Source organism: Chryseobacterium sp. NG-CE01, assembly GCF_055695505.1.
The window spans coordinates 3,684,850-3,707,382 of sequence record NZ_CM146369.1; the positions used below are offsets into that span (position 1 = coordinate 3,684,850).

Sequence of the window (22,533 nt, forward strand, 5' to 3'; positions counted from 1 at the left end):
TTTGTGATATTTAGTTTTTATTCCATAATATTTACAGCCTGCCGAAGTGGTTGATTAATGAATTCTTAACGGTTAAACATTGCTCTTACCAAACAAAACCAACTTTAATTTTTGCAGACGCTTTCTATTTATTTAATTTCTCCAATTCGGATAATTCACTTTTATACTTTTCAACATCCCAGATTAAATTCCAATTTTTAACGTAATCAGAGATTGAACCTAAGCCCACCTCTTTTCTTCTTTTATCTACGTTGTCAGGATCAAGTAAAGGTAAAACATACTGAGTATTATTGTTCGGATTGGTTCCTATCTGACTTCCGTATATTTGTTTTCTACCTTCCCGAATTTCTATTCTGTCAATTAACAAAGCTAAAGAACCTGCATTTGCATTTCCTTTTTTTACAGCTTCTCTCATCATTGGCAAATATTTTTTTTGCGTTTCCAGGTCTGAATGCTGGATTACAAGAAATAATGCGCTATTGGCTTGTGCACCTACTTTGTCTTTACCAACCCAACCTTTTTCATCTAATATTCTTTTTACTTTTAATAAGTTAATGGAGTCTTTCTGAATTGTTATTTTCCAAAGATCATTCATTTCTTTAGAATCCGGACCGAATTTTTTTTGAATTTCATTCATTTGAATTCTATACTTTTGATCTTCGTCAAGAATTGACAATAACTCAGCCTGCAATGGTTTGTCATAATTTGCTTCTATTAACTCTAATTTTTTTTCCAACTTTTCAATTGTTTTTTCCCATTCCTTTTTTGAGTGTAAATTTTGTAAGTCACTATCAGAATTCAAATGCTTTAGATTTGTCCAACCATTTTCTATTGATAAGTTCAACCATTTAAATGCTTTTTTTGTATTTCCGGCTAAAGAAGATGCGCATGCGCCATTATATAGGTGATTTGGATTTTTGCTTTCAATTTTGAAAGCCTTATTATATAAATCAGTAGACATTTTATAATCTTTTGTTTCATATAATTTATCAGCTTCGCTTATTAATTTTGAATATTCCTGGGCATGAACGCCGATGAATAAAAATAAAAATAATAAAATATAAATATTGTTTCTCATTTTTTCTGTATTAATTTTTAGATGTTTATGTCTGTCTTCAAAAATCTCTGCTGACTTTCAAAGTTGCGCATTGCTCCAATCTGACTGATATAATTTTCGCAAAGCTATTGGTCATACTAATATAAAATTTATTTTGATGATTTAAAAGCAATTTATATATGCCCTCAACACTTTCTCAGTGTTGAGGGCTTTCTTATTTAAGTGAATGAACTAAAATATCTGTGGCGATTTCACTACATCAACTTCCATGTTCCACTACATTGAACTTTTTTCGTCGATGTACATTTGTAATGTTCAAAAGAGAACAATTAAACAAGAATAAAAAATAAAAATATATCATTATGAAAAAGCAGATCGCAATTGCAGCATTAACTATCGGAGCATTCGTATTAGGAACCAACACTGTTCACGCTCAGAATACTACCGCAACTACAGCCGTAAACATTACCCTGAATGATGTTATTTCCATCGATAACGGAAGTACTGCAGGTGGCGGTGCAGTTGCCCTCAACTATGTTACTGCAGCAGACTATAACTCGGAAAAAACCGTAGCTCAGGCCAACGCTCTGAAAGTTACTTCAACCAAAAGCTTTGATGTAAAAGTAAAAGCAGGAGGCGCGAATTTTATCAATGGAACCAACTTAATCCCAGTAAATGTTTTGACAATTAAAGCGGCTGCGGCTGCCGGAACCATGGGCGGTACGAAAAATGCTGTTGTTTTATCCGCAGCCGATCAGACTTTAGTGGCAAATGCTCCGCTTGGAAGTGCATTAACACTGAATTTAGATTACACCATTCCTGCAGCAAAATCATCTTCTTCTGATATTTTAGGGAAACCAGCCGGAACGTATACGCAAACAGTAACGTATACTGCGACTGCTTTATAATAAAAAAAAGGGAATTTTATATCAGCCCCCAACACTTTCAAGGTGTTGGGGGCTTTCTTTTCATCCTTTTTGTTATTTCTGCTAATGGTTGATAGCTTGCCAAAGGCATTTTTTTCTTCTTTAGCCACAAAATACATTGCTCAGTTAATAATATTACCCGTTGTGCATTTTAATAATGTTGATTTTAATATTATTTCTATAAAAATCATATTATTAATGTATAAGTCGGCATTATTTTGTGCGCAAATCCCCGAGGCGGTGTACGAAGTTTTAAGAAAGTTTTAATAAAAAATATTTTTGTTAAGGGTAAAAAAACAGTTTTTTTGTTAAAATATTATTATGAAATTTTTTGATTCACATTTTCATATTATCAACCCTGATTTCCCATTGGTTGAAAATAATGGTTACCTGCCTCCCACTTTTAAAGTGGAAGATTATAAGAAATTTATCAAAGAAAATGAATTTATAGGCGGAGCCGTTGTTTCAGGATCATTTCAGGCATTCGATCAGGAATATCTTATTAGTGCTTTGCAGGAGCTTGGTCCTGATTATTACGGAGTAGCAAATATACCGTACAATATCACTGATGATGAATTAAACCGTCTAAATGAAGCAAACATTGTTGCGGTACGATTTAATGTAAAAAGAGGGGGTTCTGAAAAATTAGAGCATATTGAAAATCTATCCAACTATTTGTATGATAAATTCAATTGGCATACTGAGTTGTATATTGACAGCAAGGATTTGAAAGATTAAAGTCTGTGCTGGCAAACATTCCAAAATTTTCAATTGACCATTTAGGTCTTTCAAAAGAAGGATTAAAAGATTTGTATTATTGGATCGATAAAGGTGTTAAAGTTAAGGCGACAGGATTCGGAAGAGTAGATTTTGATCCTCTGTCCATCATGAGGCAGATATACAGACTGAACCCTAAGGCGTTGATGTTTGGAACAGATCTGCCATCTACACGAGCAAAAATTCCGTTCAGTCAAAAAGATATACAGCTGATAAGTGACCACTTTTCTTTTGAAGAACAGGAAAACATATTTTTTTCAAACGCTTTGGATTGGTATAAAAGAAATTTAAAATAATAAATATGTTCATGCGGTGGAGACCAATCCCATTTTATCCGGGAGGTAAAAAAGTTTAAAGGTGTAACGCCAACCATCCTAAGTAAAAATGAAAATAACCGGTTTATCCAATTTAGTCTAATGGGGATTAAATTTGTCTTGATAAAAACGAAAATAAAATAAATTTAAATCACATCAATCTGGTCGTACAAGATGTAGTTAAAGCCATACACCTATTGCAAAAAATTTAGGCTTAAAATCATCGTCAACCAAAATAGCAAAATGGCCGTACTCGAGAACAGTAATAATTTTGCTTCAGGTATGGTTTTTGTTTTTAAAATATATATACTCATTCAGTTACTTACTTAGTGTGTATAATCTTCTTTTTGTAGAGCACCCTGAATGCATACTATTCTATTAAGAGATAAATGATATAAACCATAAAAAATATTAATATGAAGCAGAGTGACGACAACAGAATGATTCCGATGACTTCTTTTTCCAGCGGAAACGGTAAAGCGGTAACAGATGATGTATATTATTATACCAATCAGATCGTGAATGTGGTAATGCTGGGGAAGCCTGATGAAGATTGGTTTTTAATAGACTGTGGAATGCCGAAATGCGGGGAAGAAATTATCGCCGCTGCTGAAGACCGGTACGGCAAAGACAGGCCTCCATTAGCAATATTCCTGAGCCACGGTCATTTTGACCATGTCGGTGGCATTGTAACGATTTTGGAAAAATGGGATGTACCGGTGTATGCCCATCCTTTGGATATTCCTTTCATTACCGGAAAACAGGAATATCCTGAACCTGACGCTTCTGTTGAAGGCGGATTGCTGGCTAAGCTGTCTTTCATTTATCCGCATGAACCCATAGATATTTCCGAACGTGTATCTGATTATCCGGAGCATGGTAAATTACCGGGTCTCAGCGAATGGCGCTGGATCCATGCGCCCGGCCATTCTCCCGGCCAGGTGGTTTTCTTCCGTGAGAAAGACCGTATCCTGATCTCAGCTGATGCTTTTATAACGGTACAACAGGATTCATTCTACAAAGTTCTGGTTCAGAAACGTGAAGTACAGGGTCCTCCGCGATACTTAACAACAGATTGGGCGGCTGCAAAGGATACCGTAGCCAAGCTAAGGGATTTAGCCCCATCCATTGTGATTTCAGGACATGGACAATATATGGAAGGTGAAGAATTGAAAGCCGGCCTAAATAAGCTTGCTGATGATTTCGACACACTGGCCGTACCTTCACACGGACGGTTCATATAGTATGAAAAGATCTACAATTGATCATCCAAAATCGATATTTTTTAAAGAAGCGAGCAAGAGCAGACGATCCCAGTGAAAAGCCTCGGTCGAAAACAGAAGTAGGAAGTTGGGAAAAAGTTGAGCAGGCTACGGAATGTATGATTACGGGGCAAGATAAATTTTAAGATATTGTTTTTAAAATTTTTTCAATTGTATTATTTTGCATTTTCATAATAATTACATTCGATTTTTTAATTTCTGATTGCTCCTTGAGGAGAAGCTCCAAATACAAACTTTTGATCCGTTTAGATTTATAGTTTTATACATTCTATTGTAATGTTCCTCACTTTATCTGCTCTATTTCCTTCACTATCACTACTGTTCCCAAAATGCCTATAATTTATGCCGGGCTCCAGGTAGTCAATTATTAATAATTCGTTTGTGTCGGTATCATAAACACTACACTCAATAGTATAATGTTCTTTTGTCATGTCTGCATTGTAACTGAAGTATAAATAATCCCATTGGTCATAATGAGCGGTTACGCTGTTATCTTTCCTGTAGATATCGCGCCAATTAGTACTTTGGGATTTATATTCAATAGGAATATCTGTTTTATTAATGAACTTAATATTGGTATGTACTACGTTTAATCCCTTTCCAAAATTTTGTTTTGAAATGTAAAAATGAAAGCTCCTGCCATCTACTTTGCCAAATTCAAGACCACTGAAAGTAGTTGGTAATTTGTGTCCAATTAGTGTATCTATGCTGTCATATAGACTTGTTTCATAATACAAATAATAGTACTCATTGGCTTGTAATTGTTCGCTTTCAAATTCTTTTATAGAAACAGTATAAGGTCCATTACCAACAAAGTACTGTTTTCTTACATCGCCATTATCATGTATGTCACATCTGATTTCTATCTCTTGATTTTCAAGATTTTCTTGTGCTACATTCAATTTAATTAATGAATTGCTCATATTATCAAAATAGTATTCAACAAATCCATTGTTGATAGTTGCTATACGATTTGCTATTGATACTATTTCTCGGTCGGTGAGAATAAGAGCATTAGTGTCGTTTTGATGTTTGAAGGAATCTATTAGATCTACAAATTGATTTTGCGTAGGAATGTCTCCTGTTTCAAAAAATGTTTTTAATGTATTTTTGTCTCTGATAGCCATTTTTATGTTTTTGTATTTGTTTATAAATTTGTTTTAGTCTCATGGATTTTTTTTGAAACTGCCATACTATTCTTGTTTTTCAGAGTTCAAAATTCATAATTTTTTTATTCTTACAAAAGTTTTTAGAGCTCTTTAGTCTGTAGTTGCAGTAGCTTTTATTTCATTAAAAATCAATTGATTTACGGTTTGATTTCAAGGCCAAAATTCATTATTTTTTTATTCTTGTGAAAGTTTTCAGCCTTCTCTATTCGGTAGTTGCAGTAAGACAGAAACGAACCAGCTTTCAACTTCAGGGTTCTTACCGGAATATGAACAAGCTAATTGCCTAAATCCAGCCGATTCTGAAAAATGAAGGAGTAGCCCAAATTGTTCTGAACCATTATCAGAACGAATCTCAAACTTTAACAACCGGAGCCGAAGCCATTATGCTGAAGCTAAAAGAACTGATAGACGATTTCTGAAGATGAAAAGCTGCGTTAGAAAGACATCAGTAAGACATTCGTTAAAAATAACTATTAAAGGATTTGGTGAAAATGACCGGATGACTCAGGTAATTGTTTTGCTCGTGCAATTTAGCGAAGGTTTTGACGGAATAAAAGATGTCCTAAAGAACTGCTACCAATTTTATTCAATAATTGACTGTACTGCATGTGCAATCAATTAAGTGTAACAACATTCAATTTACCAGCCTATATCATTGCAGCTAAAAAAAAATTACTATATTGTGTATTGTATATTGCATCTATTAAGTAAAAAATTTGTTATAGTAATTATCTTTGATTGCCGCAATATTAAATTTGGTTTCAATTTATTCTGATATTTAAAATTTATGAAAAAGATTTTCCCTATTCTTTTTATTGTTCTCTCATGTACCTTTTTATCCGCACAAAAAATGAGTAGCCAAGACAGCATAAAGACTTTTTATAAACAGCTTCTTTATAATCTTGAAAAAGGATATTTATACAAAGATAGGGTGGACTGGAAAACAGTAAAATCCCAAACGGAAACAAGTTTAGCAAAATATAGTAGCTTTGAATCTTCTCTTGCAGAAGTACAACCATTGTTAGATAAAATAGGTGGCAATCACTGTAGTGTTTATTTTAAAGAAAAACATTTTTCCGGAACTACAAAGACAATTCTCGATCTCATGAGCGAAGAATGGAAAACCAAATACGCTTCTAAACCATCGTTTGAGGTAAAGGTTATCAATGGCGATATCGGCTATATTCTTATGCCGAAAATTCTTTTTTCCGATCTCTCTTCAAAAAATATTCATAAAGTTTCACAGCGTCTTTATGATGAAATTACAAAGGTGAAAACGGTAAAAACCCTCAAAGGCTGGATTATTGATCTTCGTACGAATACCGGAGGAAACGTCTACCCCATGATTCTTGCGCTCTATGATTTTTTAGGAAATAATACCATTTGGGGAACTGCTGGAATAAATGGAAATAAAATTTCAACAGTGAGGCTGGACAATGGCGTTTACTACGACAATGATAAGAAAGTTTCGCACATAAATTATGCTCCGCCAATGCTAGATCAGGTAAAAGTAGCATTGCTTCTAGGTCCGGCAACAGCAAGTTCGGGAGAAGTAGTCGCGCTCGCCTTTAAAAACCGCGCAAATACAATTATGATTGGAGAAGAAACATATGGAGCTACTACAGGAAATATACAAGCAGTTTTACCTTTTAAGAGTTTCATGGCACTTACCACTTCCATAGATACTGACAGAAATGGAAAAGTGTACACGACAATCATTCCTGATGTTACCGTTGCTAAACAGGATAATTTTCAAGATTTAATGCTCGATAAAAAAATTGAAAAAGCTATTGAATATTTGAAACTATAATTTTTATCCAATATTTTGCAAATTTGGTTAATGCTCAGAACAGAGGAAAAAGATCGTAACAAATGTTTTAGCTTCGGAATCATCCAATAGCCTATTACTAAATACTAATTTGCAGAAGATTTTCTTCAATAATGGAGGAGTCAAATGTTGAATTTTTGACTCCTCTAATTAATTAATCAACCTTACGGTCTCAGAATATCACTCTTCACCGCTTTCTAAATAGCTCTATTCTTTATTGTCATTTAACAATTACTTTTTATTTGACATTTCTTTTATTTCTTGATCAGTATGATTATCTAGAATTTTAGCGTACCTATAGAATGTTGCCCTGGTCAATCCGAATGGTTTGTAGATTTCTTCAGGACGTTTTGTGAGATAACCAATATATTTAAATAAATAATTAAAGTGAGTTCGATATAATTATTGAAATAAATACAGTTGTTTTGTATCTACCTGACAAATATTTTTCAGCTGATCGAAGATTGTTTCTACAATAGCTCTTTTGCGCAGCATATAAGCATCAAACATTGGAGTTAAAGATTTTGTTTTCATATTCTTTTAAGCTTTGTAACCAGATGTATCCCCTGAGAAAGAGATTTTAAAAAAGATCTTTTGAGATATACCCTTTATCCCAAACACTTTACCATAAAGCTTTCTGATGAAATTTTATATTGCAGTGGATTTCTGTCATCTACATTTCCGGCAGTAATCATACAATCAACGATTCCGCCTTTGTCGTTGGTTAGAACATGAAGTTTAAACCCGTAAAACCAACCCAGAGAATATTGTCCTCTCATGGTAATTCCTTTAAATGTTTTATGCTGATGAATCCTCCTGTCGTGGCACACTCTCGAAGGTGTACTATCTACAAAACTGATCCCGGTGCAATTTGATAAATTGCCACTTTTCAGGAAAATACTTATAGACATAAAACTTCGCTTTTTCAGCTCTACCATTCTGTTATAACTTACTGTTTTTGGGAAATACTCTTTCATGAATTTTTGCACATACCCAAAATAAAAGGATTTGGACTCTCTATATCCGGAAAGATTGAAAAGGATCTGGATGGTCATCACTTCCGAACCAGACATCGTAAATTTCCTGTTCCTTTTATTGGCGGCAATCATAGATTTTTCCCAAACCGGAATAATTCTTTACAAAAATCATCAACTCTGCAGAAAATTTCAGTAATTTTATTGGCACAAAACATAGACGAAAATTTAGTTTAATTATTTGTAATTCAAGACTTTAATTTACTGAATCTTTCGCTCTTTTTGCAAATATTATAGCAATATTCTTACGTCGAACTCACGTTAAAATTATTGTTTTTCTAATTTAATTCTAGGGTTATAATTTGTCCAGTTTTTAGGGAGACTTACACTTTCTGAATGCAGTCCTATATTGTCTAAGATGTTTTTTTAGTTTCCAAGTTCTAGCTGATTTTTAACTAGTCTGTAATATTCACCTTTTAAAGAGACCAATTCTTCATGATTTCCTTCTTCCACAACTTTACCTTTATCTAGGACGATAATTTTATCGGCATGTTTTACGGTTGATAGCCTGTGGGCAATCACGATTGCGGTTTTGCCTTCAAAAAACTGTTCCAGATTTTCCATGATTACTTTTTCGTTATTAGCATCCAAAGCACTTGTTGCCTCATCAAAGAAAATATACTCTGGAGATTTGTAAACTGCTCTAGCAATGAACAATCTTTGTTTTTGTCCGCCACTTACTCCGATTCCTTCGTTTCCGATTTTGGTATTGTAACTTAACGGTAATCCTTCAATGAATTCTTTGATATTGGCTATTTCGACTGCTTTTCTCAGTTTTGTTTTATCAACGTAATCTTCACCTACAGCAATATTATTGGCAATGGTATCATTGAATATATAGCCTTCCTGCATTACAACACCGCACTGATATCTCCAAAATCTTGGCGAAATATTTTTCATTTGTGTATTTCCGATTCTTATTTCCCCTTCATTCGGTTCATAAAATTTCATTAATAATTTTAAAAGTGTTGTTTTTCCGCTACCGCTAGCTCCGACAATGGCAGTGATCTTTTGATAGGGAATATTTATACTTAAATTTTCGAAAACAGGAACATCTGAACCTATATACCTGAACGACATATTGCTGATTTCAATATCTTTTTCAGGAATTTCGTTAGCATATTTCTCATTGTTGTTTTCCTCATCTTCTTTGTCATGAATTTCACCTAATCTTTCTAAAGATATTTTAGCGTCCTGAGTTTGTTTCATAAAATCAATAAGCTGTAATAACGGACTGTTTAACTGTCCGATGATGTACTGAACTGAAAGCATCATTCCTAAAGTAAGGTTTCCTTCCAAAACCAATTTCGCAGAAAGAAAACTCACCAAAATATCCTTCATCTGATTGATAAAGTTTCCGCCAACAGATTGCCATTGTTCTAAAGACAAAGATTTTATTCTGAGCTTAAACAGTTTAACCTGTAGAAATTCCCAATCCCAACGTTTTTGTTTTTCGGCATTGTACATTTTGATTTCCTGCATTCCGTTGATAAGCTCAATGACCTTGCTCTGTTCTTGTGAAATCTGTGAAAATCTTTTATAATCAAGCTCTTTTCGTTTTTCGAGGAAAAAAGTGATCCATCCGATATATAAAATCGCTCCGACTAGATAAACAACAAATAATCTATAGTCATAAAACAGTAAAACGATACTGAAAATAATCAGATTGACGAGTGAAAACAATGTGTTTAAAGAAGAATTCGTCAGAAGCTGCTCAATTCTGTGATGGTCATGGATTCTCTGCATGATGTCTCCTGTCATTCGCGTGTCAAAGAAACTGATGGGAAGATTCATTAATTTAATAAAGAAATCTGAGATAATCGAGATATTAATTCTCGTGGAAAGATGAAGCAAAATCCAACTTCGGATAACATCAATCCCCATACTTCCAAGAAATAGCATAATTTGCCCTAATAATACCAAATAGATAAAATTCAGATCCTTATTCTGAATCCCCACATCAACAATGCTTTGTGTAAGAAAAGGAAGAATGAGCGACAATAAACTTCCAGCAATTAATCCTATTACAAGCTGGACAATCAGCGATTTATATTTCAGTAAATATTTTGAAAGAAAAGAAAAACTCACTTTACTTTGATTATCATCAAATTCGCTTTGAAAAAAGACTGGCGTCGTTTCTAGAATTAAAGCAATTCCTTCCTTTGTGTTTTCATTGGCGTTTTCGCCGATCCATCGTTTGATAAATTCTTCTCTTGTATAGGTGATTAAACCATAACTGGGATCTGAAACGTAGACTACATTTTTTTTATCTATTTTGTAAACAACGACGAAATGATTTTTGTTCCAGTGAACAATACAAGGAAAAGAAACCTCTTCAGCTAGCGTATTAAAGTTAATTTGCACTCCCAATGAACGGAAGCCCAAATCTTCAGCAGCATCGCTCAAACCGAGCAAACTACTTCCCTCCCTTGTCGTCTCTGAAAGGTTACGGATCTGCTGTAACGAAATGCTTTTTCCGTAATATTTGCTGATAATTCTAAGACATGTAGGGCCGCAATCTTTGGAACCAGGTTGGAGGTACGAAGGAAATCTTTTCAATTAACTATATTTTAATTTTTCTTAACCAGCTCTTGCATACCATAATACCAAATTACTTTATCGTTGTGTGGTTTTGTAATCATTCAATTGAATATATTGTACAAAATCATAACCATATTTTAAACGCTTTGAAGTTTCTTTATGTTAATAGCTTTTTCAGTATAAGCTCTGCAATGTGTACAAATATAACTAAACTCACAATCTTTGCAACTTTCTATTTTTATGTTTTGTAAAATTCCAATTTTGAAATCTTTATAATTTTAGATGTTTACAGTTATAATTCATATAGCAGGGCTTTAAGACCTTGAAAAGCAATGCCCAACGTCCATGAGTATAACGAGTTACTGCCTGAGTCATAATAATACCTACCAAAAGGAATTTTTCTTTAAAAAATAAAAAAAATCTCATTATTTGCCAAATTTCAACAAAATTTTAAAAGCGACTACATAGACTTACTAACAAAAAACTTTAATTTTGAAATGCCTAAAATAGGTATGATAGCAGAAGTGGTGTTGATGATTATTACACTCTTTTAGCTAATTAATTTAAATGAACTGCTGAATTATGAAAATAGGTAGCTTGCTAAAAAAACTTTCTTTAGATAAACAAGAATTTCATTATCAGTTTGAATCTCATCCTGATTACCCTTCAAATCTCGCATTTAGTGACACCCTTAATCTTTTAGGTATTAAAAACGAAGCTTACATACTGGAAAAGGAATTCTGGGATGAATTACCTGACGAATATATAGGTATTGTTGATGACACTTTTTCACTAGTTAAAAAAGAGGAAAAAGACTATAAAATATACTCTGGAAAAATGACGAGTTTAACAAAGAATCAATTATATGAAAAGTCCACAAATCTCATAATACTATTTGAAAATATTGAAAATAAAGATGCAAAAGTAGCGTCCACGTTTAATATAATACTTTACATTCTCTATACTATTGTAATTCTATATTCAATAATTAAGTTTACATGGTACGAAACTTTGTTTAACATACTTTCTTTAGTTGGAATTTTTATTTCCAAGGAACTTTTTAAACAGAAGTTTGGAACAGAATCATCAATTGTCGCAAATATTTGTGGTGACAATAATTCAGCATCTTTTCAAACTTCATGTAATAAAATTTTTGATTCCGACAAAACTAATATATTAGGTTTAAAGATTTCGGATATTAGTTTAGTATATTTTTTAACGACTATGTTTATCGGTCTATTATTTCCTTTTTTTACTTCTGTTATAAAAATTACAGCTTTGTTATCTGTTACTGCAATTGCGTACTCATTTTTTGTCCAGATTTTTGTAGAAAAATTACTTTGCAAGGTCTGTATGATAATAAATACAATTTTAATTTTACAAATATCAATCAGCACATTATGCTTTACCTGGACTACATTTGATATAACATTTTCAATGATTTTTATCATATTATTTGCATCAATATTCCTTTCTATAACATACCTTAAGAGCATACTTACACAAAGAGAAGAATATAAAAAATCAAGTTCTAAGAATATGAGATTCATAAGAAATTACAACATTTTTAAACATGAACTTCTAAAGTCAAATCAGCTAAAATTTAAAAGTACTAAAACATTCTTTTTAGGAAAAAAAACTGCGAAAATTCATATTTCGTTAATTTCTAATCCATATTGTAGTTTTTGTAAGAATGCACATAAGTTAGTTATGGATTTAATTGCGAGATACCCTAATGATGTTTCTGCTCAAATACGATTTAATTATGTAGATGAGAGTCAAGATAGCGAGTATAGTGAGTTACTTTCACACTTTAAATGGAATTATGATAATAAATCTGAACATCAATTTATAGAAATAGTAGATAGGTGGTTTGACATCAAGAATATAATTGGAATCAATAAAATTTCTGATTCACGATCAGCGATTGACTTAAGTGAAATAACTGAAATTGGAATCGAAAATATGATGGCGGGACTAGACCTTACACCCACAATACTTATCAATGGGTATGTGTTTCCTAAAATTTATGATAGAGAAGACATATATTACTTTATTGATAAGTTGGTTGATGATGCAGATTTTAATTTCATGTTTAGTAGTATAGGCCGAATAGTAAACTGATGTATCTTCATCCTAAGATTGGAAAATACCACATTAGTAAAGATCATAAAGTCCCGTTACTTTTTTTAAAACATCAAAAAAACCTATCTCTGGTGTAAAACATTGGCAGAAAAAATGGACTTTAAGCCAATGTCTACCCTACCAGGCAGCGATTACACATTTTCTGATAAAGTTCACATTTAGCAATTGAAAAGTAAAAGATATGATTTTATTAAATTTTTAGCGCCTGTATTAAACTTCAACATTAGACAACTTGCAGAAATTTTTGAGTTTAAACAAGGACTGGTGAAAACAATTACCTTTCTGATGATAGAGTCATAAACAAAAATCTAAATTTTATTATTAATCATTTGCTTGAACCAGGACTTATTATTAAATTAGCAGCGCCAAGTATTAATATTAACAAAATATGAACTTCTCAACACTTTTCATTGTCTTTGCCGCAATAATTATTACGGGTTGTGGAAGTAGTCCAAATACTGAGCTGTCGAAATCGGAGAATTATTCTGATAGAATCAATCTTCAAAACAATAAAAATTACATACCCTACTACTCCGAAATTTATAGAGCAGATAGTTTGTATATCACAAAAAACTACGATAAATCCTACAAAATTTTAGATAGCCTACTTAACAAATACTATCCTGTAAATGGCTGGACTGTGAATGTACCAAGAGAATATTTGATTTCTAAGAGTAAAGTTTCAAAAGTTAGTAGAAAAGATGTTGAAAATTATCTTTATGAAAAGGCGTACGATGTTGATGCTATATTCCAAGACAGAAGCATAGCTAAGATTTTAGAAGAGTTTAAGATCACCAGAGATGAAGTTGAAAAAATTGTCGCAAGAAATGTCAGCAAAATCAACATTAATTTGAGAAATGAATTGGGTGATATGACACGGAAAGATCAGGAGGTTAGACTCACAAACAACAATGATAGTATAAAAAAAGTTGATTCATTACACAGTCAACGACTGAAGGAAATTATTGAAACAGTCGGTTTTCCTAATGAAAAAATTGTTGGCGGGTATCGTCTGCAAGGAAAATCCTCAGAGATATTCTTATCCTTAATTTTTAATCATATAGCTTATAATGGAGATTATCATTATTTTAAAAAGCATTTGCCTAAGTTAATTAAAAATGGAACATGTGATCCCTTTAATTATGCAATGATGGAAGATCGGAGAAATGAGATCAACAACAAACCTATAGAGTACTTTGTAATTATTGCGGTCCCAAAATCAGCAGATAAGAAAAAAATCAATGCTAACAGAAAAGCAATTGGCTTACCATCATTAGAATATGAGGAATTTAAGAAAAAAGTTATGTCAAATTAATAAATAACAACTTTATGAAAAACTTAAAAACAATTAAACAGTTCGAGCAGGAGCAAAAAATGAAAAAAGAACAGATGGAAAATGTCTTTGGAGCCGATGGCCCATTACCACCTAGTACTGATATAGGAGATGTAGGTGGTGAATGGACAAATGAGAGGACTACTGGCAAAACAGGCCCTTATCCTCCTACTGGTCAATGCGACAGCGTTACAAGAAGAGACGGTGATATTATTGGAGGAACAGGTACCGGTCCTGGTCTCTGTTAATAACATAACAAATTAATTTTAGCTGTTCAAACATAATTTGAACAGCTTTTTTCTACACATGATTTTAATTTTTTCAGAAATAAGTGATAGTACCACTTTAAGGGTATGCGAGTTCTTAGAAAGCTACAGTATATCACATCTTGTAATATTTAGGAGTGACAATCTTCAGTTTAATGATGATTCAATAATCGTTGGACAGGATCAATATCATTTAAGTAAAATCAAGTCCGTCTGGTTTAGGAGAGGTAAATTTTATTTAAAAACGGACTTTTACGAAGAAAATGACCTTAACTTATATTTGAGAGAGAATGATTTAATTCTGGAAGAGTATGTAAATTTTAGATTGGATAATTTAAATAAAATCGGAAGTTCTCAAGGAATTCACGTAAATAAATTAATAGTTCTTGAAAAAGCTAAATTATATAATTTACTAGTTCCGAAATTTTATCTTTTGGAAAATTTCTGTATGCATGATAAAAAATATATCAGTAAAGGTGTGAACGGAAATACATATTTTGACTTCGACCAACACAGATTTATTCTACCTGTACAACAAATAGAAGGAGAACACCAGTCCGGACTATCTTTCTACCAAGAATATATAGATAAAAAATATGAATTAAGGATTTTTTATTTGCATGGCAAGATTTGGACGATGGCTATTTTTTCGCAAAATGATGAACAAACAAAAACCGATTTTAGAAATTATAACAGTAAAAAACCTAATAGAACTGTGCCATATTCACTTCCAAAAAATATTGAAGAAAGCATAGATAAGTTGATGCGTGATTTATTATTAAATACAGGTTCTATAGATATGATTGTTACCCCAGAAAATAAATATGTCTTTCTAGAAGTAAATCCAGTAGGGCAATTTGGTATGGTATCACTACCATGCAATTATAATTTAGAAAAGCATGTTGTTGACTATTTAGTATATTAATATGGAAAAAAAAATTCTTAATATAAAAGATTCAATTGAAAAAAACAAGAGTAGACTTCCTGTAGGGTTTCAATATTTAAAAATTGTAAAACTCAATGAAGAAGAAGAAAAAACAATTCGAGTAAATAAAACTTTAATTAATAAAAGCACTCGATTCTATATTCAAGTATCTCCTCCACATAAGCCACTAATAAGAATTTTATGAAGTATTTTAAGCTGTTTGCTAATTGTCTTATTACAAAAGGATTTAATCAATCTCTTATCTGTGATTTACAGCGGCAGACGTATATAATCATTCCTAATGACTTTGTTGAAATCATTGACAAATTAAATAACTGTACTTCAATTGAGGATGTATACATATATTATGGAACTGACAATAGAAAAACAATCTCTGAGTATATTGATTATCTTATCGTTAATGAATTCGGATTCTTTTGTGATACAATAGACGAGTTTAACAATTTTCCTAATTTGAAAACAGATTTTATTGAACCAAAAAAGATAACCAATGCGATAATAGAATATTCTAGTATTGTCGATAACAAATTGCATTCAGTAGCGAAACAACTAAATGATTTACAATGTAAAAATTTGATCTTGTTTATATACGAAAAAATTGATAGTCAAAAACTTAAGTCAATTATAGATTATTTTATTGAAACAAGAATTAGCTCAATTGAAATTATTTCTGAATACCATGAAGCAGTAAATGATAATTTTTTTAAAGAGTTAAATTCTACCATATCATCACTTACAAAAGTCATTTTTTATAATTCGCCGTTTGAAAAATTCATTGCTTGGGACAAAGAAATTCTTTTTGACAGAATTTTAACGCAGAAGAACATTAATTCATTTAAGCATTGCGGGATAGTCCATACAAAATATTTTAATACAAATTTCCCAAAGGTACTAGAAGCAATCAACCACAACTCTTGTCTCCACAAAAAAATCAGTATTGACGTTAAAGGAAATATAAAAAACTGTCCAGCGATGCCAGAAAGTTTCGGCAGTATAACGGAAGTGTCATTACAAAATGCGCTAAAGAATGATAACTTCAAAAAGTATTGGACCATAACAAAAGATGACATTCAAACTTGTAAAGACTGTGAGTTTCGCTATGTCTGTACAGATTGCAGGGCATTCACTGAAAGAACTCACATATCTTCCGATCATATAGATACATCCAAACCTTTAAAATGCGGTTATAATCCATATACGTCTGAATGGGAAGAATGGAACATAAGCCCACTTAAGAAAAAAGAAATTGAATATTATGGGCTGGTAACAATAATTGATTCGTCATCTGTTAAAACATCTATTTAATATAATTACTTTATTGGAGGTCGATGGTTGGAATCATGAATACGATATCTAATATTTAACTAAACAAGAAATAATTATCTGTTCAACTTAGAGTAATAATCTACGTCGTTGCAGTAGAGCTTATCCTATACAAAACATCTCGGTGAATAGAATCCATTTAATATTAAATTCCTAACCATTGTAATATTAGCACGCCAGCTAATCCAGTAATGGACACTAGGGTTTCCATAATCGTCCAGGAGCGAAACGTATCCTTTATACTAACTCCAAAATAAGATTTAAACATCCAAAAACCCGGATCATTAACGTGTGAAAACATCAGGCTGCCAGCGCCGGTTGCCAAGACCATCAATTCCGGAGTAACCTCGCCGGCCTGTACGATAGGTAACATAATACCAGCCGCCGTAAGCCCCGCGACACTAGCTGAACCGATAACCAGACGGATAATCCCAGCGATGGACCATGCTAGTACTAGCGGCGAAAGGCTGAGATCGTTTGTCAGATTCGCTATATAGTTGGCTACGCCGCTATCCACCAGTATCTGTTTGAAAACGCCGGAAGCTGCAATAATAAACAGGATCATGGTTATGCCACGGAAGGCTTCTTCCACACTTTCCGACTGTTGTTTTAAGCTTTTACCTTGACGAATGCCCATCGTGTACATAGCCAATAGGGAGGCAATCATTAACGCAATAACAGGATCGCCTACGAACTTTAGGGCTTTCAGCCAAAGTGACGTTTCCGGCAATATCAAATAAGAAAAAGATCCCAACGCAATCAGCAATACTGGAAACAGGCCTGTGAACAGACTAATTCCAAACCCCGGAAGTTTTCCTTTATCAGCCGGACGCTTTTTAGGAAAAAGTTCCGGGGGCGGGTTAGTTGCGATGCCTTTAAGAGTCCGTCCAAATAAAGGTCCGCCAATAAGAATTGCAGGAATCGCCACTATAACGCCATAGGCCATCGTCAAGCCTATGTCAGCTTTAAAGGTAAGCGCTATGGCCATAGCTCCGGGATGGGGAGGCAGATAACCATGCGTTACCGATAGCGCCGCCAATAGTGGAATGGCTACGTACAGCATAGGCAATTTGTTAGACGCACAAACCATAAAAACAAATGGCACCAATACGATAAATCCAACATTGTAAAATAACGGTATGCCAACCAAAAAGCCGGTAAGCACCATGGCCCACGGTAAATTCTTTTTGCCGAATACCGCTGTCAATACCGTTGTAATACGTTCTGCAGCACCGCCTTCTGCCATCAATTTCCCAAGAACTGATCCAAAGGCCAGCAAAAGTCCCAATTGTCCCATAGTAGTACTTGCTCCAGTTTCAACAGATTTAAGAATTTCCCCAACGCTCATTCGCATGGCAAAGCCAACAGCGATAGAAGTTATAAGCAGTGAAAATACAGTGTTTAGTCTGATTACAGTTACTAAAATGAGTAGCATAACTACTCCAAATACGATAATTATTAAAGGCATAGCGGTTGATTTAATTTAAAACTCATCTTCTAGCTTATGGTAAAGTCGCTGAAATTGTTCAAAATTTCTTACATAGACCGCATGATTTTCCCCATTCGGCATATATAAGTGTTCAGCATTATCTGCCTCTGTGACTCTCTCCTTAAACCCAATTCCTAATGATTCCATACTTATGAGTGCTGCTCCCCATGCAGAGCTTTCTACAGTGTTTTTAATGAAAACAGGCTTGTTGAAAATATCCGCTAACATTTGAACCAGATTCTGCGAACGTGCTAAACCGCCACTTGCATATATCTGGTGAATGGGGCCAGTGTTTTCCTCCAACGCAATTCCCACGCTATAGATGGCGAAAAGCATGCCCTCCATCATTGCACGAGCAAAGTGGGCTTTGGTGTGTTGCAACTGTATTCCAAAATAAACGCCTTTTGCATTGGAATTCCAGTGCGGAGCACGTTCACCGGTTAAATAGGGCAAAAAAATCAAGCCTTCTGATCCCGGACCGATGGAATCGATCATTTCGTTTAATAAAGCGTCAGCATCCTTATGCTGTATGTTTTCGGTCGATTCATCTAAGAAGGTATCTCGAAACCAATTCCGCAAAATCCCCCCATTATTAACAGCTCCCCCAACGATATATTCATTCGGTCTGAGGAGATAGCTAAATAACCGTTGCTTTTCCTCTGGGTTTGGCAGAGGACAGGTTACCCGTATCGCTCCGCTGGTGCCAATCGTTACAGAAGCCACTCCCGGTTTCACAGCCCCTACTCCTAAATTGGCCAGACAACCATCACTGCCGCCAATAACAAATAAGGTACCTTCGGGGATGTGCATAGAGGCGGCGATATCTGGATCCACCAATCTTGTAACATGATCAACAGGTACGGGCGTCGATAGTTGTTCGGCAGAGATTCCTGCTAAATGCAACGCCAAGTCCGACCATGCTAATCGGTGTATGTCAAATAGTCCCGTAGCGGATGCAATGGAATGGTCAACCAGATAGCTGCCAAAGAGTCGGTAAAAAAGAAATTCCTTAATGCCAATAAATTTATGGGACCGAACTAACAGTTCTTCATCGTTGGATCTTATCCATATTAATTTACAGAGCAAAGACATGGGATGAATGGGCGTGCCGGTCTGTTGATATAGCAGTCGTCCTTTTTCATCTGCCTTCAGTCCCTTAGCTATATCTTCACTTCTACGATCAGCCCAAATGATACAATTTGTGAGTGGATTGCCCGATTTGTCAACAGCTATTAATCCGTGCATGGCGCTACTAACAGAAATACACATCGGTTGCAGCGTCTTATTAAGGTCCTGTAATTCGATCATCACACGCGAAACGGAATCAATACACGCTCTATAAATAACTTCAGGATCCTGCTCGTAATATCCTTCTAAAGGATTGAGTATAGGATAAGATATACTGTGTGTTGCCAAAACGTTACCTTCCAGGTCAAATGCAACGGCTTTTGTAGATGAAGTGCCAATATCCAATCCTATTATCATATAATCTTTTTGTGAGGTGATTGTTAAATATACAAAAGTTCTGCAATACGTTGACAGTCATTATAAGACAAAAACGTAAATGTAAATATATTCATTATGTAACTTCTAAAACTGCTATATTTATTAGACCGGTATAATACTCAAAACATTCAGCAATTTGATCATATTTTTCGGAATTTTGCATTATCAGCTCATAATCTCTGCATAGCCCTCTATCATCATCAAGCGAGGAAATGTACGGTCCTTAATCCATACAGGTCTGCAAGAACAAATTCGGAGCACCGGACGGGAAATCAAATAAAAAACTGATTAAAGTTAAAGTAATAATTAAGCGCTTCATCGCAGTCCATAACGAGCAGTACAATATGAATGATGGACTGTTTTATGAGTTATATATGTAAGAGTTTGTTTTGCACTGCCGGAAAATTTGCTTCTCCTGTGCTGTTGGATAACTGTTTTTTTCGAATGCGGACAATTAAAAGCCAAAGAGTGGCCGTCAGTCAATTACTTTTTTAAATACTTTACAGAAATACCCAGCTGGCCCATATGGTACAAGTCGTGATGGATAAGCCCCTGCAAAAAATACCGGAAGTCTTTCCCATAATCGGCTGAAATGGTATCGAGATAGGTATCATCTTTACTTTTCAGAATGTCAATAATCTCCTGCTTGCTTTGGTACAGATCTTTTTTAAGTGCTTCCCATCCGGCGGGACGCAATTCATCATTGGTTTTCCAATTGGAAGGATCATCCAGCTCCAACCGAACCACCGCACCCTTTAACCGGCCCATAACAATCCTGCGCCATACAATAAGGTGTGAGATTAATTCAGCAGGACTGTGCAGATCATGCAGCGACCGGGTAAACGCATCCGTTTCATTGATCTGTTCAAATTTCTTTGCAAAAGTTTCATCAAGCCATACGTCACCATCATGCAAATCATTAAGTTGCTTTATAATATCTTCGATTTGAGTTGTTGCCATAATTTCTTGTTATCAGTTTAAAAATTACGAAAAATTCTTGATATGCAGCTGAAATCTATCAACTCGTCTTAAAGCAAAAATGTCGCCATTATCACTGGAAATACTTTTCGTCGTTAGCTTTACCAATTGCAACAGAATAAATCTTTAATATTGAGCCTCTTCAATTTCGGAACCGTTCTAGATTGACGTACCCGAACCCCAGTAAAATCGATGAGTTTGACCACGTTTTGGGATTCCACCTGTTTTGTATCTTCCTTTATGCCTGTAAAGATACATACTCTCCTACCTCGATTACCGAAAATTTATTGAACAGCTGTGGGAGCAACCATATCTTTGTAAAGGCTGAGATCATTTTATATGATTCATTTTTATCATTTTTTTGAGATGTGACAGTTTTAAAAAAGATATAAAATGGCTAATTACTGAATGTTTTTAGTGTGCTTTATTAATTACCTTACAGCTAACAGTTACTTATTTCCACGATTTTGAATATCATCAATATCGTATCAATAGATACAAAATCAAAGGCCTCCCGTAGGAAGCCTTTGAAAACACAAAATATTAATATGAAAAAAACTCTTCAGTCAGGACTACATTTTCTTGCATCCTGAATTATATCTTACAGCTGCATATCTTTTAAGCCAGTAATTGGTTAACAAATAAAATCATTCCTTTGATACTATATTCCAAGCAGATACGTTTTATATATTTTATCTATTTAATAAATTCTGACCTCACATCGTATTATTTATTTTTTATACTTATTCAGTTGTCCTCTTTTGAACAATACAAATCTACGGCATGTATAAAAGTTTCTATGTAGTGGAACATGGAAGTTCATGTAATGGAATAACTACATGCATCAGTTAATATAAAAGCCCGCGATATTTCTATGCACTATCGGGCGATACGATCATAGGCCAGTAAGGAACTAATCGCCTATATTGGAGTACTGGGGAGAATATCAGCAGGAAGGTGGAGCTCAGTGAACCGGACCATCGTAGTCAGGGAAATGACGCAGTATCCAGTTCTCTGAACCAGCGACCAGAGGATCGTCGGACAAGGATCTTTGGAATCCTTTGACTGTAATTATTGATTTTGGAGAATGAAGAGTTGTTGATATGTCTGCAATAAGTTCTCAATAAAAAAACCGCCCCTCAGGCGGCCGGTTTTATTCTTCACTAGGATATTTACTCCAATCAATTTCAGTTGGTTCAACTTGGCTTTTAATGGCATCAATAAATAAATTTTCTTTTTTTCTTAAGATGAATGCCTTCACAACATGAAATGGTGAGAATAGCACACCTTCCTTTGAATGAGCTGTAACCACAGGAAAGCCATAATAAAGAGAATTATTTTCCTTGTCCAAATTACAAATCCATTTTCCCTCAAAGTTTTCTACAACCACTTCCCCCAAATATGCGGAACAGTCATTATATTCATCACTGTCAACAGAAATATTATTTTTTAATATAAATTTTTCTAAATCGTCAACACTCTGTACGGACAGATCAAGATTTAACTGCTGCTTTGCAGCTTTATCTTGTAAATCTTCAATATAATCATCAATATTAAAAAGAAAGTTATCAAATTTCTCTTCTAATTCTTTTACTGTTAAATTTTCTATGCTCATAAT

General features: G+C 34.1%; 18 protein-coding genes and 1 pseudogene. 11 read left to right on the forward strand and 8 right to left on the reverse strand.

Translation table 11 applies throughout. From position 1 onward, the window contains the following. Window positions 1–124: 124 nt before the first annotated feature. On the reverse strand, window positions 125–1,078 hold the full coding sequence (locus ACYT6F_RS16930) for a DUF6624 domain-containing protein (RefSeq protein WP_472598799.1): 954 nt from the start codon (window positions 1,076–1,078) through the stop codon (window positions 125–127). A 341-nt stretch (window positions 1,079–1,419) separates the two neighbouring features. Between ACYT6F_RS16930 and ACYT6F_RS16935 the strand changes: the two genes are divergently transcribed. From ACYT6F_RS16935 to ACYT6F_RS16950, 4 genes are all read left to right on the forward strand, one after another. Further along, entirely contained in the window at window positions 1,420–1,965 is a 546-nt protein-coding gene (locus ACYT6F_RS16935; RefSeq protein ID WP_472598800.1) for a peptidoglycan-binding protein LysM, read from the forward strand. Window positions 1,966–2,304: 339 nt separating this feature from the next. After that, entirely contained in the window at window positions 2,305–2,721 is a 417-nt protein-coding gene (locus tag ACYT6F_RS16940) for an amidohydrolase family protein (protein ID WP_472598801.1), read from the forward strand. Window positions 2,722–2,726: 5 nt separating this feature from the next. Continuing rightward, the gene (locus ACYT6F_RS16945) at window positions 2,727–3,056 is read left to right on the forward strand and encodes a hypothetical protein (RefSeq protein ID WP_472598802.1); all 330 of its coding nucleotides are present in this window, start codon (window positions 2,727–2,729) and stop codon (window positions 3,054–3,056) included. Window positions 3,057–3,490: 434 nt separating this feature from the next. Next, entirely contained in the window at window positions 3,491–4,318 is an 828-nt protein-coding gene (locus ACYT6F_RS16950) for an MBL fold metallo-hydrolase (RefSeq protein WP_472598803.1), read from the forward strand. 290 nt (window positions 4,319–4,608) lie between these two features. Here ACYT6F_RS16950 and ACYT6F_RS16955 read toward each other — a convergent pair whose 3' ends face one another. Beyond that, entirely contained in the window at window positions 4,609–5,484 is an 876-nt protein-coding gene (locus tag ACYT6F_RS16955; protein ID WP_472598804.1) for a hypothetical protein, read from the reverse strand. A gap of 892 nt (window positions 5,485–6,376) precedes the next feature. Here ACYT6F_RS16955 and ACYT6F_RS16960 point away from each other — a divergent pair. After that, window positions 6,377–7,336 carry a S41 family peptidase gene (locus tag ACYT6F_RS16960; protein ID WP_472598805.1) on the forward strand — a complete coding sequence of 320 codons (960 nt, stop codon included), beginning with the start codon at window positions 6,377–6,379 and terminating at the stop codon, window positions 7,334–7,336. A 447-nt stretch (window positions 7,337–7,783) separates the two neighbouring features. On the opposite strand, the pseudogene ACYT6F_RS16965 reads toward ACYT6F_RS16960, so the two are convergent. Both ACYT6F_RS16965 and ACYT6F_RS16970 read right to left on the reverse strand, forming a co-directional pair. Then, window positions 7,784–8,546, reverse strand: a pseudogene (locus ACYT6F_RS16965) (IS982 family transposase); the annotation flags it as partial. A gap of 208 nt (window positions 8,547–8,754) precedes the next feature. Then, window positions 8,755–10,947, reverse strand: a complete 2,193-nt coding sequence (locus ACYT6F_RS16970; protein WP_472598806.1) for a peptidase domain-containing ABC transporter — start codon at window positions 10,945–10,947, stop codon at window positions 8,755–8,757. Window positions 10,948–11,511: 564 nt separating this feature from the next. Between ACYT6F_RS16970 and ACYT6F_RS16975 the strand changes: the two genes are divergently transcribed. The 6 genes from ACYT6F_RS16975 (at window position 11,512) to gwsS (ending at window position 16,924) form a co-directional block, all read left to right on the forward strand. Beyond that, window positions 11,512–13,053, forward strand: a complete 1,542-nt coding sequence (locus ACYT6F_RS16975; protein WP_472598807.1) for a vitamin K epoxide reductase family protein — start codon at window positions 11,512–11,514, stop codon at window positions 13,051–13,053. A gap of 409 nt (window positions 13,054–13,462) precedes the next feature. Beyond that, window positions 13,463–14,389, forward strand: coding sequence for a hypothetical protein (locus tag ACYT6F_RS16980; RefSeq protein WP_472598808.1), 927 nt, complete (start codon window positions 13,463–13,465; stop codon window positions 14,387–14,389). A gap of 14 nt (window positions 14,390–14,403) precedes the next feature. Next, complete coding sequence (locus tag ACYT6F_RS16985) at window positions 14,404–14,655, forward strand: hypothetical protein (RefSeq protein WP_472598809.1); 252 nt, start codon at window positions 14,404–14,406, stop codon at window positions 14,653–14,655. A gap of 58 nt (window positions 14,656–14,713) precedes the next feature. After that, window positions 14,714–15,598, forward strand: a complete 885-nt coding sequence (gwsG, locus tag ACYT6F_RS16990; RefSeq protein WP_472598810.1) for a grasp-with-spasm system ATP-grasp peptide maturase — start codon at window positions 14,714–14,716, stop codon at window positions 15,596–15,598. A 1-nt stretch (window position 15,599) separates the two neighbouring features. After that, window positions 15,600–15,803, forward strand: a complete 204-nt coding sequence (locus ACYT6F_RS16995) for a hypothetical protein (protein ID WP_472598811.1) — start codon at window positions 15,600–15,602, stop codon at window positions 15,801–15,803. Then, a complete protein-coding gene (gwsS, locus tag ACYT6F_RS17000) occupies window positions 15,800–16,924 on the forward strand; it encodes a grasp-with-spasm system SPASM domain peptide maturase (RefSeq protein ID WP_472598812.1) in 1,125 nt (374 codons plus the stop codon). The genes ACYT6F_RS16995 and gwsS overlap by 4 nt, the downstream gene beginning before the upstream one ends. Window positions 16,925–17,087: 163 nt before the next feature. Here the strand turns inward: gwsS and ACYT6F_RS17005 are convergent, their stop codons facing one another. The 4 genes from ACYT6F_RS17005 to ACYT6F_RS17020 all read right to left on the reverse strand — a co-directional run bounded on the left by ACYT6F_RS17005 (window position 17,088) and on the right by ACYT6F_RS17020 (window position 22,530). Next, the gene (locus tag ACYT6F_RS17005) at window positions 17,088–18,410 is read right to left on the reverse strand and encodes a gluconate:H+ symporter (protein WP_472598813.1); all 1,323 of its coding nucleotides are present in this window, start codon (window positions 18,408–18,410) and stop codon (window positions 17,088–17,090) included. 15 nt (window positions 18,411–18,425) lie between these two features. Beyond that, window positions 18,426–19,916 (reverse strand): gluconokinase, encoded by a 1,491-nt coding sequence (locus ACYT6F_RS17010; protein ID WP_472598814.1) that lies wholly within the window; start codon window positions 19,914–19,916, stop codon window positions 18,426–18,428. A 504-nt stretch (window positions 19,917–20,420) separates the two neighbouring features. Next, a complete protein-coding gene (locus ACYT6F_RS17015) occupies window positions 20,421–20,897 on the reverse strand; it encodes a DinB family protein (protein WP_472598815.1) in 477 nt (158 codons plus the stop codon). Window positions 20,898–22,068: 1,171 nt separating this feature from the next. Beyond that, complete coding sequence (locus tag ACYT6F_RS17020) at window positions 22,069–22,530, reverse strand: hypothetical protein (protein WP_472598816.1); 462 nt, start codon at window positions 22,528–22,530, stop codon at window positions 22,069–22,071. Window positions 22,531–22,533 lie beyond the last annotated feature (3 nt).

Bases quoted from the DNA above. Each gene is read 5' to 3' on its own strand.
- gwsS (WP_472598812.1), top strand. From the start codon at position 15,800: ATGAAGTATTTTAAGCTGTTTGCTAATTGTCTTATTACAAAAGGATTT.
- ACYT6F_RS16980 (WP_472598808.1), top strand. From the start codon at position 13,463: ATGAACTTCTCAACACTTTTCATTGTCTTTGCCGCAATAATTATTACG.
- ACYT6F_RS17015 (WP_472598815.1), bottom strand. From the start codon at position 20,897: ATGGCAACAACTCAAATCGAAGATATTATAAAGCAACTTAATGATTTG.
- ACYT6F_RS16935 (WP_472598800.1), top strand. From the start codon at position 1,420: ATGAAAAAGCAGATCGCAATTGCAGCATTAACTATCGGAGCATTCGTA.
- ACYT6F_RS16995 (WP_472598811.1), top strand. From the start codon at position 15,600: ATGGAAAAAAAAATTCTTAATATAAAAGATTCAATTGAAAAAAACAAG.
- ACYT6F_RS16985 (WP_472598809.1), top strand. From the start codon at position 14,404: ATGAAAAACTTAAAAACAATTAAACAGTTCGAGCAGGAGCAAAAAATG.
- ACYT6F_RS17005 (WP_472598813.1), bottom strand. From the start codon at position 18,410: ATGCCTTTAATAATTATCGTATTTGGAGTAGTTATGCTACTCATTTTA.
- ACYT6F_RS17020 (WP_472598816.1), bottom strand. From the start codon at position 22,530: ATGAGCATAGAAAATTTAACAGTAAAAGAATTAGAAGAGAAATTTGAT.
- ACYT6F_RS16940 (WP_472598801.1), top strand. From the start codon at position 2,305: ATGAAATTTTTTGATTCACATTTTCATATTATCAACCCTGATTTCCCA.
- ACYT6F_RS16955 (WP_472598804.1), bottom strand. From the start codon at position 5,484: ATGGCTATCAGAGACAAAAATACATTAAAAACATTTTTTGAAACAGGA.
- ACYT6F_RS16975 (WP_472598807.1), top strand. From the start codon at position 11,512: ATGAAAATAGGTAGCTTGCTAAAAAAACTTTCTTTAGATAAACAAGAA.
- ACYT6F_RS16950 (WP_472598803.1), top strand. From the start codon at position 3,491: ATGAAGCAGAGTGACGACAACAGAATGATTCCGATGACTTCTTTTTCC.
- gwsG (WP_472598810.1), top strand. From the start codon at position 14,714: ATGATTTTAATTTTTTCAGAAATAAGTGATAGTACCACTTTAAGGGTA.
- ACYT6F_RS16930 (WP_472598799.1), bottom strand. From the start codon at position 1,078: ATGAGAAACAATATTTATATTTTATTATTTTTATTTTTATTCATCGGC.
- ACYT6F_RS16960 (WP_472598805.1), top strand. From the start codon at position 6,377: ATGAGTAGCCAAGACAGCATAAAGACTTTTTATAAACAGCTTCTTTAT.
- ACYT6F_RS17010 (WP_472598814.1), bottom strand. From the start codon at position 19,916: ATGATAATAGGATTGGATATTGGCACTTCATCTACAAAAGCCGTTGCA.